The sequence below is a fragment of the Geitlerinema sp. CS-897 genome (assembly GCF_028368005.1).
Lineage (GTDB): Bacteria > Cyanobacteriota > Cyanobacteriia > Cyanobacteriales > Geitlerinemataceae > Baaleninema > Baaleninema simplex.
This window is the reverse complement of record NZ_JAQNCQ010000025.1, coordinates 14,298-27,941: the sequence shown is the minus strand read 5'-3', so window position 1 is coordinate 27,941 and position 13,644 is coordinate 14,298. Positions and strand designations below refer to the sequence as shown.

Here is a 13,644-nt window from a genome sequence, read left to right as displayed (position 1 = left end):
CCGACCCAAGCCGAAGAAACCTACTCCATGGTGACGGCGAACCGCTTCTGGTCTCAGATTTTCGGCATCGCCTTCTCCAACAAACGCTGGTTGCACTTCTTCATGCTCTTCGTCCCCGTGACGGGACTGTGGATGAGCGCCATCGGCGTCGTGGGTCTGGGTCTGAACCTACGGGCTTACGACTTCACCAGCCAAGAAATTCGCGCGGCTGAAGACCCCGAATTCGAGACCTTCTACACCAAGAACATCTTGCTCAACGAAGGTCTGCGGGCTTGGATGGCTCCCACCGACCAACCCCACGAAAGCTTCGAGTTCCCCGAAGAGGTTCTACCTCGCGGGAACGCGCTGTAAATTCGGTTTCAATTCAATTTCGGTACTATCTCTTTAGTCCGAATCTTTGGGATTTCTATTCTGCATACTGTAAAAGGCGGTTTCTCCTAACATTGCCGCCTTTTTTCACAAAGTACGTCGCAAACGACATAGGTTTGATGGAGGTTTGACCTCGTGGCAACATCCTTTAACACTGCAATGGTTGGCGGCGGACGCGACCAGCAATCATCCGGCTTCGCCTGGTGGTCTGGAAACGCCCGCCTGATCGACCTGTCTGGTAAACTGCTGGGCGCTCACGTCGCCCACGCCGGTCTGATCGTTTTCTGGGCCGGAGCGATGACCTTATTTGAAGTCGCTCACTTCGTCCCCGAAAAACCCATGTACGAGCAGGGCTTGATCCTGCTGCCTCACTTGGCAACTCTCGGCTGGGGCGTCGGCCCCGGTGGTGAAGTGATCGATACCTTCCCCTACTTCGTCGTTGGGGTACTTCACCTGATTTCTTCGGCCGTGTTGGGTCTCGGCGGTATCTACCACGCCGTTCGCGGTCCCGAGCGCCTCGAAGAATATTCGTCCTTCTTCGGTTACGACTGGAAGGACAAAAACCAAATGACCAACATCATCGGCTTCCACCTGATCCTCTTGGGTCTCGGTGCGCTGCTGTTGGTGGCTAAAGCCATGTTCTTCGGTGGTGTCTACGATACCTGGGCCCCTGGTGGCGGTGACGTTCGCATCATCACCAACCCCACGCTGAACCCGGCGGTTATTTTCGGATATCTGCTCCGCGCTCCCTTCGGTGGCGAAGGCTGGATGATCAGCGTGGACAACATGGAAGATATCATCGGCGGTCACATCTGGATCGGCCTCATCTGTATTTCTGGTGGTATCTGGCACATCCTGACCAAGCCTTTCGGCTGGGCTCGTCGCGCCTTTATCTGGTCGGGTGAAGCTTACCTGTCTTACAGCATCGGCGCTCTGTCGCTGATGGCTTTCGTCGCGTCTGCTTTCGTCTGGTTCAACAACACCGCTTATCCGAGCGAGTTCTATGGACCGACCAACGCTGAAGCGTCTCAAGCACAATCTTTCGTGTTCTTGGCTCGCGACCAGAAACTGGGGGCGAACATCGGTTCGGCTCAAGGTCCGACGGGTCTGGGTAAATACCTCATGCGCTCTCCCACGGGTGAAATCATCTTCGGTGGCGAGACGATGCGTTTCTGGGACTTCCGTGGTCCTTGGCTCGAACCCCTGCGCGGTCCTAACGGTCTCGACTTGAACAAGCTGAAAAACGACATTCAGCCTTGGCAGTTGCGCCGTGCGGCTGAGTACATGACTCACGCGCCTAACGGTTCGATCAACTCTGTTGGTGGTATTATCACCGAACCGAACTCTGGATTTAACTACGTGAACCCCCGCGCTTGGTTGGCGGGTTCTCACTTCATCCTGGCGTTCTTCTTCTTAGTCGGACATCTCTGGCACGCCGGACGCGCTCGCGCTGCGGCTGGTGGTTTTGAGACGGGACTCGATCGCGAAAGCGAACCCGTACTGTCGATGAAACCCCTCGACTAGGGCGAGTTTTACCATCTCTCGATCGCGAGATCGAGAGGGTAACATTCTAAAAAAGAGGCTTCTACTCTCGGGTAGGAGCCTCTTTTTTTGTCCGGTTCGATGGGGGCGATCGCGCTGATTTCAATTCCTGCTTGGGCAGTGTCCGACCTGTCTGGTAGCCTAGTGACAGGCTCGCGCGACAGTATTGATGAAACCGCCGGCCGCTCGTGAATCATGACGCAGAAAAAGGAAAAAGGGATGGTCATTACGGACGATCGAAATTCGCCCCACGACGCTCGATTCGATTTATCCACCTATTTAGCTGAGGGGAAAGCATTAGTCGAAGCGGCGCTCGATCGCTCTTTGGGGATTACGTATCCCGATCGCATTTACGAAGCGATGCGCTACTCCCTCTTGGCAGGAGGTAAGCGACTCCGTCCGATTCTCTGTTTGGCAACCTGTGAAATGACCGGGGGAACTCGGGAGATTGCCTTGCCTACCGCCTGCGCTCTGGAAATGGTTCATACGATGTCGCTGATTCACGACGACCTCCCGGCGATGGACAACGACGATTACCGTCGCGGCAAACTCACCAATCACAAGGTTTACGGCGACGATGTGGCGATTTTGGCCGGAGATGGTTTGCTGGCCTACGCCTTCGAGCATATCGCCGTGGAAACGAAAGGCGTCCCGGCCGAGCGATTGTTGCAGGTCGTGGCTCGCCTCGGTCGCGCTGTCGGTGCGGCAGGGTTGGTCGGCGGACAAGTGGTCGATTTGGAGTCTGAAGGGAAATCGGACATTTCGATCGAAACGCTCAATTTCATCCACACCCACAAGACCGCTGCGTTACTCGAAGCTAGTGTCGTCTGTGGGGGAATTTTAGCGGGGGCGTCCCAGGAGGAAATCGGACGCCTTTCTCGTTACGCTCAAAATATCGGTTTGGCGTTCCAAATTGTTGACGATATCCTCGATATCACGGCATCTCAGGAGGTTCTCGGCAAAACGGCGGGGAAAGATTTGCAGGCTCAAAAAGCGACTTATCCGAGTTTGTGGGGATTGGAAGAGTCGAAACGACAAGCCGGACAACTCATCGAAGCGGCTCAGGCGGAACTATCCCCGTTCGGCCCTTCTGCTCGACCCTTAAACGCGATCGCCGATTTTATCGTTCGCCGCCAGTACTAATCGTCGTTATTCAGGGAAGAGATGCACGAGTTTAGTCACGTTCTGCACAACCAAATTCTCATCGTCGCGACGGCGGCTTGTCTGATCGCTCAGTTTTCTAAGTTGCTGGTGCATTTTATGCAGTACCAGAAAGTTAACGTGCGCGTCCTCGTCGAAACGGGTGGAATGCCGAGTTCTCATTCGGCTTTGGTGACGGCTTTAGCTACGGGTGTCGGGCAAACGTTGGGATGGGATAGTATTGAGTTCGCCATGGCCACGATCTTCGCGGCGATCGTCATGTACGATGCTGCTGGAGTTCGTCAAGCTGCTGGAAAACAAGCGCGGGTTCTCAATCAAATTCTCGACGAGCTGTTTCACGAGGGAAAACAGTTCGATGAAGAGCGACTCAAGGAATTACTCGGGCATACGCCGTTTCAAGTGGTCGTCGGATCGGCTCTCGGTATTGCGGTGGCTTACGCGGCAGGTTCGGCTTATTAATTTTTTGTTCGACACTCGAACGTCCATACAAAAAGCCCAGTTTGATTACTGGGCTTTTTGTCGCGATCGATGGAATCGATACGCTCTAAAAATAGATCTCAAAACAGATCTAAGAACGATATCGCTCTTGAAAGCGATCGCGGCTCTACTTCAGAGGGTGGAAGAGTAAATCGGGGAAAAAGCGGTTGACTTCAATAACGATTCCTGCCGTAATTAACATCCAAACGGCAGCTAAAACGGGTGCGCTTGACAGATATCTTTGTAAGCCTTGCATAAACGATCTCCAAGTTCCAAAACGTTAAATCAAACCCTTAGCGGGGGGAAATGGGGATTTCGTTGTCTTTAGCAAACATTTCCCCACTGGTGATTTCACCAAAAGCTGCCAGCGGCCAAAGTGCAGCAGATAGGGATTTGCTCACTGCCAAAGGAACGTCGATGATGATTTCTTTGTCTTCAGGAGATTTCTCGCCCTGAATAGCTTGCAGGTAGCTACGGCCAGCCCAGCCAATCCAACCTGCAACATACAGGAACATAATGCCAGGAATCATGAATTCCCCAGCGTGGCTCCAACGACCGTCTACAATTAAGTGAGGTAAACCCTCTTCACCACACAAAAGTTCTTCACCGTAACGCTCGAAACGTTGTTTGGCTTGTTCGGTGGTGGCGCGTTTCGCACGGGCGAGGAACGCGGAATTTTCGTTACAAGGAGTCAGTCCCGCTACGTCTGCCGAAGCAGTCGGCGCAAAACTAAACCAAAGAACTGCTGTTAAAACCAGCGCCAATAGTCGTCGCATAAGTAGGCTTTCCTTAGTGAACAAAACTGACACAACGATCGACGAAAACTTCCTAATATTAAAAAGGAAGATCGCTCGTCTTTTCTACAAAACGCGGGTGTTCTTCCAAAATTGGAGATCCCACGGTTGCGAAATGGTCTTGAGTTATCTTCGTTTGAGACGCTTTCGCGACTACAAGCCAGTGTTAAAGATGTCTGGCTAGAATCCTACCATACAAAATAGCGCTCTCTCGTTCCCCTTTCTTTGCAAATGTCAACAATTCTAGCGATCGAAACAAGTTGTGACGAAACTGCCGTGGCAATTGTTAAAAAACGTCAAGTTTTAAGTAGTATTGTTACATCTCAGATCGAGATTCATCGACGTTACGGTGGCGTCGTTCCCGAGGTTGCCTCGCGCCAACACCTGGAACTGATCGACGATGCGATCGCACAAGCTCTCGAAACAGCAGGCATCCCCTGGACAGCGATCGACGGCGTGGCCGCCACCTGCGCCCCCGGTCTCGTCGGCGCTTTACTCGTGGGACTCACCGCCGCGAAAACCCTGGCTCTCGTCCGTCAAAAACCCTTTCTAGGGGTTCACCACCTCGAAGGTCACATTTACGCCGCCTATTTGAGCGATCGCGACCTGGAACCGCCCTTTTTATGTCTTTTAGTCTCCGGCGGTCATACCAGCCTCATTCACGTCAAAGACTGCGGCATTTACGAAACCCTCGGCCAAACTCGCGACGACGCGGCCGGAGAAGCCTTCGATAAAGTGGCGCGGTTGCTGGATTTAGGCTATCCCGGCGGCCCGGCGATCGATAAAATTGCCAAAACTGGCAACCCGAAAGCCTTTCCCCTCCCCGAAGGCAAAGTCAAAGTTCCCAACGGCGGCTTTCATCCTTACGATAGCAGTTTCAGCGGCTTGAAAACTGCCGTCTTGCGTCTCGTTCAACGCCTCCAAGCCGAAGGAGACGAACTCCCCGTGGCGGACATCGCCGCCAGCTTCCAACACACCGTCGCTCGCGCCCTCACCAAACGGACAATTCGCTGCGCCCTCGATTCCAACCTCTCTACCATCGTCGTCGGCGGTGGCGTCGCCGCCAACAGCAGCCTTCGACAACAACTTCAAGCCGCCGCTGAAGAACACCATCTCCGCGTTCTGTTTCCACCGATGAAATACTGCACGGACAACGCCGCCATGCTGGGTTGTGCTGCCTCAGAACACCTCAGCCGAGGTCGGGTTTCACCGATGACCTTGGGCGTTCAGTCGCGAATGTCCCTGTCAGAAACTTTGAATTTATATGTCGCGTAGGGAAACGAGGCGATGATTCTGCAAAAAACTCTCTGTGTCCTCTGTGTCTCTGTGGTGAAGACTTTTTAAAACCCAGCTTATTGGAGCAGTCGCGTAGGGTGCGTGACTTTAAAAATAGGGAGTAAATTCTTAGACCAATACCTCGTCACGCACCGCCAACGTATACCACCAAAAAACAGATGAAAAATCCCGTAAAAACGTGACGTTCAACGTTCCTACGGGATAAATTTCAACGAGGTGGCTCGACCGAATTTTCTATTAATTATCTCCGCTGTTTTGAGCTTGAGATAACTCGTCGAGGTATTTATCGATCGCTTCGCTGGCTAGATCCAACATGGGTTTTCCGAGCCGTTGCGAATCGGCTTTGAGGCGATCGTACACTTTGTCATAAATGCGAATGCGATGACGTTCTTTGCGCTTGGGTTTCAAGCTGCTGGGATCGTAGGTTTCGGCAAATTGACGCAAGGAATCGAAGCCGACGCGGTGGCAGAAATCGCCAAATCGTTCGCCCGGTTTGCGGTCTTTTTTAAAGTAGACAAATAGGGGTTCGAGTTGAACTTCTAAGGCGTCGATACTCAAGCGATCGAGATACAATTCCGCCAACCGGGTTTGATGGGGATCTGCCCCCAACCACAACTGATAAATCCCCGGTGCGCGACCGACAAAGCCCAATTCTGCCATGTAGGGACGGGCGCAACCGTTGGGGCAGCCCGTCATCCGCACGACGAATTCTTCATCGGGCAATCCCACGCGATCGAGCAGTTTGCGAATGCGTCCTAAAATGTCGGGAATGGCACGCTCGGACTCGGTGATGGCTAAGCCGCAAGTCGGCAGTGCAGGACAAGCCATCGACAAGCGATCGAGTCCGTCGAGTTCTTCGGCGGTTTGAATGCCGTTTTCTTTGAGGATGCGATCGATCTCCGGCCGTTGTTCTGGCTCGATTTCGTAGAGCAAAATGTTCTGATGGGGCGTCAGACGCATCGGAAGCGAGAATTTCTCCACGATCTGATGCAGGGCGGTTTTCAACGTCCATCCTTCGCGATCTTCGATGCGCCCGTTCTGCACGAACAAGCCTAAAAACAGCTTCCCGTCTCCTTGTTCGTGCCAGCCGACGAAATCTTCGTATTTGAACTCGGGTAAGGGTTTGAACGGTTGCAGCGGTTGACCGAAATATTCCTCGACAGTACGGCGGAATTTCTCAACGCCCCAGTCGTGGAGAAGATACTTTAACCGGGCGTGGCGGCGGTTGACGCGATCGCCGTAATCCCGTTGCGTGGCGACGATGGCTTTCAGCACGTCGTAAAATTGGGATCTATCCACATAGCCGATTTCGTCGGCCAAACGGGGAAAGGTTTCTTCTTTATTGTGCGTCCGGGCGAGGCCGCCCCCCGCTAAAACGTTAAACCCTTGTAATTCCCCGTTTTCGTCAGTGATGACGACGAAGGATAAATCCTGAGAGTACAAATCGACGGAGTTGTCGCCGGGAACCGTCACGCAGCTTTTGAACTTGCGCGGCATATAGCGATCGCCGTACAAGGGTTCTTCTGTATCGTGAAATACAGTTCCGTTCCCGTTGCGGGTTCGGGCGGCTTTAACTTCCGGGGCTTCTTCAGCGGAAATGGCTTTTTCACCGTCGAGCCAAATTTCGTAGTACGCGCCCGTTTGTGGAGCGAGTAAATCGGCGATGTTGTCGGCGTAAGTCCAGGCGAAATCGTATTCGGGACGGTTTTTAAAAGGAGCCGGCGGCGCCATGACGTTACGGTTGAGGTCGCCACACGCGCCCAAAGTCGATCCCATGCTGTTGACGATCGCCGCGATCGAGGCTTTGAGGTTCTTTTTTAAAATGCCGTGGAGTTGAAATCCTTGGCGCGTCGTGACCCGCAGGTTTTGATAGCCGTATTCGTCGGCCAGGCGATCGAGCGTCAAATAGAGTTGGGGTGGAATGTACCCGCCGGGGTTGCGGGTGCGGAGCATCATTCGATAGTCCTTATCCTGTCCTTTGACGCGGTTGTCCCGGTTGTCTTGTTGGTAAGACCCGTGGAATTTTAAGACTTGGACGGCATCTGCGCTAAAGTGCGTCGTATCTTGTAGGATTTCCGTCGCGACGGGTTCGCGCAAAAAGTTACTGCGCTCTTTAATTCCCTCAATTTTAGAGAGTTTTTGGTCTGGAGTCGGTTTCGTCGTCAGCGTAGCCATGAACTTAATGGGATTAGAGTGTGTCGTCAAACGCCGGTATTCTGGAACCGATCGTTAACATCGGTAATTCGGTCGGGATTTCGGAGAATGTAATTTGACATTCATTTTAACATCCCCGATGGGACGCAATTTTATAGGGAAGAGGGAACGGGGAAGAGGGAATGGGGAATGGGGAATGGGGAATGGGGAGGACTCCCGATCGCCTCACCTCATCACCCTCAGTGGTGCAGAAAACTTTTCGAGATTGGAGGTTGACAAAACACATAAAATATGATTTGAGATTTGAGCCAGATCCCGATCTGGGATTTTGCGGCCAACCCTTTAATACGGCGATATCTTTTCTAACAAGGGTTTCAGGACTTTTCTGCACCACTAAGCCTCATCACCCCATCATTTCCTCATCAGTTATCCAGGGTTTCGAGGTTTCCGCCGACGACCCATCCTTCGCTATCTGTGGCGCTCGATCGCACTCGTTGCCACGCGCCGTTCTCGGCTTCTTCCAACACGACCACGGTTTCGTTAAAGGCGACGCCGCCGATACTGGTGGCTTCGTAACCGGGATCTTGTCGCAGGGTCAATCCTTCAGGCCAAGTGACTCGGGCGCGATACAATCCCGCCTCCGGCGTCGGGGTTGGGGTGGGCGTCGGCGTCGGCGTCGCAGCAGGATTGGGGGCAGGAGTGGGTGTCGGTGTGGCGCTAACCGTTGTGGCACTGGGGGTACGATCGCTAAAATCTGGTTTGGGCGGCAGGGCGGTCAGACGTGCCACCAAATATAAGGACGCGGCGAGGGTCCCTCCGAGGGTGAGGGCGATCGCCAACGTAAACCCCAAAATAAATTTCGCCAGGTTCGACAGGTTCATAGACGCGGAATCTCAGAAAAAAACGGCTTAGCGATCGCCCCGTAGCTGTCCTTGGATGCGACGAGTCAGGCTGCTGTTGCGAGAGGCCAGACGAGCTTTTCCCGACATCGCCCAGTCTTGCAACAATTCGATTTGTTCCTGTGCCGTTCGCGCCAAGGGGACGATTTGGCTGGCCGCTTCGAGTATATCGTCTGTGGTGAAATCTCGATCTTGGCTGAAACCAATGTGCATGGCTTCCACGATCGCCTGTTCGATTTCCGCCCCCGAAAAATCCGGGGTTTCGTAAGCCAGGCGATCGATATCGTAACTTTTGAGGTTATGGGGGCGCAGTCGCGACAGATGCACAGAAAAAATTTCCTTGCGTTCTTCTTGAGAGGGCAACCCCACAAAAAAGATTTCGTCGAACCGTCCTTTTCGCAGCATTTCCGGCGGTAGGGCGCGAATATCGTTGGCGGTCGAGACCACGAACACGGGGGAATTTTTCTCCGCCATCCAAGTAATGAAGGTGCCGAACACGCGGCTGGTCGTTCCGCCGTCTCCGCCTCGATTGACGCCTGCAAAGGCTTTATCGATTTCGTCGATCCAGAGAACGCAGGGGGCGAGGGCTTCAGACACCTGAATCATCTGCCGGGTACGGGATTCCGATTCCCCTACCAAGCCACCGAAGAGCCGTCCCACGTCCAACCGCAACAGAGGTAAGTGCCAGTGGTGGGCGATCGCTTTGGCGGTGAGGGATTTTCCGGTTCCCTGAATGCCCACCAACATCAAACCGCGCGGGTGGGGGAGTCCGTATTGACGAGCGCGATCGGAAAAAGCACCGCCCCGCCGCAGCAACCAATCTTTGAGGTTGTCGAGGCCGCCGATATCGGAAATGTTTTCCGTGGCGGGGTAGAATTCCAGAATTTGAGTTTGACGAATGGTTTGACGTTTTTCCTCGAGGATGAGTTCGACGTCTTCTCCTCGCAGTTCGCCGTGAGTGGCGATCGCTCGGGCGAGAACGCGCCGAATCCGTTCCATCGAGAGACCTTGGCACGATCGCACCAGATCGTCGAGAACGCGATCGCTCAAAGAACGAGTACTCGCCGCTAACAGGCGATCGATTTCCACTCGAATCTCGTCCGCTTCGGGGAGCGAAAACTCCATCACCGTGAGAACTTCGCTCAAATCTTCTGGAATTTCCACCGTCGGCGCCAGCAACACCACATTTTTCGGTTGAGATTTAAGGCGACGGGCGAGGTTCCGCAACTTCCGAGAAATCGCAATATCCTCGAGAAAGCGGTGAAAATCCCGCAACACGAACACGGCAGGCGCGGAGGTCGGCAGTTTTTCCACCTGTTCGAGAGCCGCGAGGGGATTGCGTCGCGCAGCCCCCTCATCGGTGGGGTTGCCTTGGTAGCCGTCTACAAAATCCCAAAGGTAGACGCCGCGATTTCCCTGAGATTTGGCTGACTCAGCGATGGCTGCTTCGACTCGTTCTTCTTCGAGAGTCGCCACGTAAATCACGGGATAGCGGGCGCGGAGTAACAGCTCGAATTCGTCTTTAAAACTCATTTCTGGCTTTCAACCCGGAAGTCGGTCTTTCAGTTGTTGCAGTGCAGCCCAGCGGCTATCGGTGAGGTCGCTGGGGTTCGTCTCGACCTGGATTCCCGAACAGTCTTCGTTGCAGAGTTTTTGAGGGGGAATCGCCAAACAGAGTTGCTCGTAAATCCAAGTTTGTATGTCGAATTCTCCATCCGGGCGCAGGGTTTCGACTAAATCCTCGACGGCCACTTCTTGTTCGATGGGGAGATCTTCGGGATTCGTGGGGTTGGCGTCGAGCCAAATCGGTTCGCTCGGCTCGATTTTGATGCGGTGATTGTATTGCTGCAAGCAGCGATCGCACGTTAGCGTCACGATCGTTTCGAGGCTGGCGGATACTTCTAAATAAGTACCTTGATGGGTGACGCGAGCCACGCCCCGCACGGGCATCAAGGTTTCTAAGCCCGGTACGAACTCTCGAAATTCAACAATTTCAGTTTTGTCCGGCGCTTTGAGTAAGGAGGGAATATAGATCGCATCCATAACTACTTGTTCTCTAACGGCTCGTGGCGAACGGCTCGCGTCGGACGTGCCACTGTGGGTTAACGGAGCCGAACGACCAATGTACGATGGGGTTCTTGACCGCGACTGAAGGTTTCGAGATCCTCGCTATCTTTGAGGAACGTATGAATCTGTCGGCGTTCGGCTCCCGACAAGTCCGCGATTTCGACAGCTTCTCCCGTCTCACGAACCTGTCGGGCGACCTCTTCAGCTTTCGATCGCAGTTCGGCTTGGCGCTTTTGGCGATACCCCCCCAGTTCGAGGGTGTACGCAGCTTGAGACGCCTCATCGCATCCCATATTCAGAACGGCGTTGGCAAGGTACTGAATGGAATCGATCGCTTTTCCCCCTTCGCCGAGGAGCGCCGAAACCTGCTCTGGGGTTAACTCGGCCGAAGCGATCGTCAGCCAGTAGGCATCGTCTCGATGCGTTACATCAACCTCAGCCGGAAGTCCTGCCAGTTTCAGCAGTGTTTCCAACCACTGTCGACCCCGCTCTCCTTTATCGCTCATGAAGTCTCGATCCTCAAACTGTCTCGATCCTATCCCGCTTTTTTCTTAGAGCGTTTCGGCTCGAACGGTAAGGTTTGACGCTGGCCGTCTTTTCCAGTCCCAGCCTTCTCCTGAGCGTCTACGATTTTCTGGAGATTTTCCGGTAACGGTTCCCGCGACAAAACAAAGGTTTGAGCAGTTTGGAAGATGTTGGCAATCACCATGTACATCAACACCCCAGCCGGGAGCGGGAAGAATAGAAACATCCCCGTAAACAAAATCGGCGTCAGTTTGCTGATGGTTTGTTGTTGGGCGTTGGCGTTGCTGTCTTGTCCCTGTCCCGAAAGGATTTGGTTGACATAGAGACTCACGCCAAAAAACAGCACCATACCGACGATATCCCAGTGGATGTTGCCGTTGTCGTCCGTGGCACCGACGCGACCGAGGGCTTGCACGAACAAGAAGCCTTTGTTCGCTGCCAAACCGGGAATTTTCCCTTCGATCGTTGCCTGACCCGGTTGCAGAGCGACTAACGTTCCGTCTTCGTTAACTTGCAGGCGATCTTGTCCTTTCGTCACCGTCCACCGAGGCATGAGTTCGGGGTCGCCTTCTTCAGACAATCGCTTTTGCAGGGGCGTTCCTTCGACAGTTTGGAACTCGACATCCGTTTTTTCTCCGACGACGAGGCGGTTTCCAGCCGGGAGAATGGCGGAAACTTTCGTGTGGAGACCATCGGAGATATAAACGTTTTTCGGATCGGTTGCGTAAACTTGTGGTTGGATGCGTTCGATTTGTTCGCGGGGGAAGATTTCCACGTCGATCGAATAGCTCATATCCGAAAACGGCGATCCCCGTAAGGTGGCAAACAGCGCGAACAGAACGGGCATTTGAATCACCAGGGGCAAGCATCCGGCGAGGGGGTTGCCGAATTCCTGGTAAACCTTGCTCATTTCTTCCTGCTGTTTGGCAGGCTCGTCTTTATATCGTTCTTGAATCTCCTTGACGCGCTTTTGCATCGCGGGTTGGGCGACGCGCATCCGACGCATACTGCGAATCGATTTCGCACTGAGGGGGTAGAGTGCGAAGCGAATCACCAGCGTCAACGCGACGATCGCCAGTCCGTAGCTCGGCACGATCCCGTAAAATAAATCCAGGATCGGCAGCATTACGTTATTGGAGAGAAAACCAACACCAAAATCCATTCGTTTTACGCCAATTTCTGCGCTTGAAGTTGCTTGAAAGTTTCTTTGAGTCTGTCTTGTTGGGGGCGGGTGAGTTTAGCTGCCGAGAGAACCGCTTACTTTGCGGGCTTCTGGAGACAGCCGCTCGTTAATATAGTCGTAAACTTGACGGAAGTGGGGAACCGCACGCAATTCGAGACGGTTTCCACCTCGAACGGTCACGACCATATCGCCCCACAGTCCGAAACCGCGCGGGACGGTCACGACTTTTATGATTTCTGAGTACACGACATCGGTGCGATCTCGTCCCATCCATCCCCCGTTTACCGAGATCCGGCGGTTCGTAATCCGAAACCGCAACCATAAGGCTCGAATTACCGCACCTACCGTTAAGGGTAAGCCAATCACGGTCAAGCCGATTAAGATATTAAAAATCAAATCCCCAATATGGGGTCCGCCTTCATAAAAGACTTCCTCTCGAATGCCCATTCAGTACCTCAGCTCGTGCCAACAACTGCTCTAATTCTTGCAGAAATTGAGTTGAATTGCACTCTTTGGCCTCGGAATGGACGATGGCAACGATATCCCACCCTGGGGACAAACGCGGTAAAAGTTGACGTGCGGCTGCTCGAATTTGACGCTTGATGCGGTTGCGAACGACCGCACGTTTGCTGACTTTTCGCCCGATCGAAATTCCGATGCGCGTCGGGAGAACGCCCGAGATGTCTGGGTTCGGGGAGCTGTCCCTCGGTGTGGTAGGACGCCGATAGGCTCGCAGGCTCATTCGTTTTCCCCGACAGCGACTTCCGTTTTGATAAACGGTTTGAAAGTCTTTCCAATGGCGAAGTCGGTTGGCTTTAGGTAGCACTGACGCTTGACCGGATCGACTTGACTCTTCCTCGATTCTCTTTTAGACGGCGAGTCTCGCCCGTCCTTTGCGGCGACGGGCGTTGATGACGCGACGACCGGTTTTCACGCGCATCCGAGCGCGAAATCCAGACACTCTTTTCCGTTTGCGGCTCGTTCCGCCCAAGGTTCGTTTGGTCACAGTTTATTCCCTCCGACTCACTTCACTGATAGGTTGACAAAGATGCAGTTTCCCATTCTAACAGGAAAATTCGAGTGACGGACTGTCTCAACCCGTCTTTTCGACACTGCGACGTTTGAACACAACTGTTTCAGCCCACGGCGGGGAACGAACAGAAAGGTTTTTGAGCAG

15 protein-coding genes and 1 pseudogene are annotated in these 13,644 nt (G+C 53.5%); 5 read left to right on the top strand and 11 right to left on the bottom strand.

All coding sequences use genetic code 11. The features are described from left to right. From POG22_RS01155 to POG22_RS01140, 4 genes and pseudogenes are all read left to right on the top strand, one after another. A pseudogene (locus POG22_RS01155) lies at positions 1 to 351 on the top strand (photosystem II D2 protein (photosystem q(a) protein)); the annotation flags it as partial. A 177-nt stretch (positions 352 to 528) separates the two neighbouring features. Next, a complete protein-coding gene (gene psbC / locus POG22_RS01150; RefSeq protein ID WP_498903141.1) occupies positions 529 to 1,893 on the top strand; it encodes a photosystem II reaction center protein CP43 in 1,365 nt (454 codons plus the stop codon). A 237-nt stretch (positions 1,894 to 2,130) separates the two neighbouring features. Further along, positions 2,131 to 3,054 carry a geranylgeranyl diphosphate synthase CrtE gene (crtE, locus tag POG22_RS01145; protein WP_498903139.1) on the top strand — a complete coding sequence of 308 codons (924 nt, stop codon included), beginning with the start codon at positions 2,131 to 2,133 and terminating at the stop codon, positions 3,052 to 3,054. 21 nt (positions 3,055 to 3,075) lie between these two features. Further along, positions 3,076 to 3,531 (top strand): divergent PAP2 family protein, encoded by a 456-nt coding sequence (locus tag POG22_RS01140; protein WP_498903138.1) that lies wholly within the window; start codon positions 3,076 to 3,078, stop codon positions 3,529 to 3,531. A 145-nt stretch (positions 3,532 to 3,676) separates the two neighbouring features. Here the strand turns inward: POG22_RS01140 and psaJ are convergent, their stop codons facing one another. Beyond that, positions 3,677 to 3,805, bottom strand: a complete 129-nt coding sequence (psaJ, locus tag POG22_RS01135) for a photosystem I reaction center subunit IX (protein ID WP_074170979.1) — start codon at positions 3,803 to 3,805, stop codon at positions 3,677 to 3,679. A 37-nt stretch (positions 3,806 to 3,842) separates the two neighbouring features. After that, positions 3,843 to 4,325 (bottom strand): Photosystem I reaction center subunit III, encoded by a 483-nt coding sequence (locus POG22_RS01130; RefSeq protein WP_063718279.1) that lies wholly within the window; start codon positions 4,323 to 4,325, stop codon positions 3,843 to 3,845. A gap of 249 nt (positions 4,326 to 4,574) precedes the next feature. Between POG22_RS01130 and tsaD the strand changes: the two genes are divergently transcribed. Beyond that, positions 4,575 to 5,618, top strand: a complete 1,044-nt coding sequence (tsaD, locus tag POG22_RS01125) for a tRNA (adenosine(37)-N6)-threonylcarbamoyltransferase complex transferase subunit TsaD (RefSeq protein WP_498903135.1) — start codon at positions 4,575 to 4,577, stop codon at positions 5,616 to 5,618. Positions 5,619 to 5,876: 258 nt separating this feature from the next. On the opposite strand, the gene sir is transcribed toward tsaD, so the two are convergent. The 9 genes from sir to rpmH form a co-directional block, all read right to left on the bottom strand. After that, the gene (gene sir / locus POG22_RS01120; protein ID WP_498903133.1) at positions 5,877 to 7,814 is read right to left on the bottom strand and encodes a sulfite reductase, ferredoxin dependent; all 1,938 of its coding nucleotides are present in this window, start codon (positions 7,812 to 7,814) and stop codon (positions 5,877 to 5,879) included. Between the two features lie 401 nt (positions 7,815 to 8,215). Further along, entirely contained in the window at positions 8,216 to 8,674 is a 459-nt protein-coding gene (locus POG22_RS01115; RefSeq protein ID WP_063718282.1) for an SH3 domain-containing protein, read from the bottom strand. A 27-nt stretch (positions 8,675 to 8,701) separates the two neighbouring features. Beyond that, positions 8,702 to 10,225, bottom strand: coding sequence for a Ycf46 family AAA ATPase (locus POG22_RS01110; RefSeq protein ID WP_063718283.1), 1,524 nt, complete (start codon positions 10,223 to 10,225; stop codon positions 8,702 to 8,704). 9 nt (positions 10,226 to 10,234) lie between these two features. Continuing rightward, positions 10,235 to 10,735 (bottom strand): YceD family protein, encoded by a 501-nt coding sequence (locus POG22_RS01105; RefSeq protein ID WP_063718284.1) that lies wholly within the window; start codon positions 10,733 to 10,735, stop codon positions 10,235 to 10,237. Positions 10,736 to 10,794: 59 nt separating this feature from the next. After that, positions 10,795 to 11,265, bottom strand: a complete 471-nt coding sequence (locus tag POG22_RS01100) for a Jag family protein (protein ID WP_498903131.1) — start codon at positions 11,263 to 11,265, stop codon at positions 10,795 to 10,797. A 29-nt stretch (positions 11,266 to 11,294) separates the two neighbouring features. Continuing rightward, positions 11,295 to 12,446, bottom strand: coding sequence for a membrane protein insertase YidC (gene yidC / locus POG22_RS01095; RefSeq protein WP_063718286.1), 1,152 nt, complete (start codon positions 12,444 to 12,446; stop codon positions 11,295 to 11,297). A gap of 75 nt (positions 12,447 to 12,521) precedes the next feature. Continuing rightward, entirely contained in the window at positions 12,522 to 12,914 is a 393-nt protein-coding gene (locus POG22_RS01090) for a PH domain-containing protein (protein WP_063718287.1), read from the bottom strand. Then, positions 12,886 to 13,293, bottom strand: coding sequence for a ribonuclease P protein component (rnpA, locus tag POG22_RS01085; protein ID WP_074170981.1), 408 nt, complete (start codon positions 13,291 to 13,293; stop codon positions 12,886 to 12,888). The genes POG22_RS01090 and rnpA overlap by 29 nt, the downstream gene beginning before the upstream one ends. Positions 13,294 to 13,335: 42 nt before the next feature. Beyond that, entirely contained in the window at positions 13,336 to 13,473 is a 138-nt protein-coding gene (gene rpmH, locus POG22_RS01080; RefSeq protein ID WP_074170982.1) for a 50S ribosomal protein L34, read from the bottom strand. Positions 13,474 to 13,644: the final 171 nt, after the last annotated feature.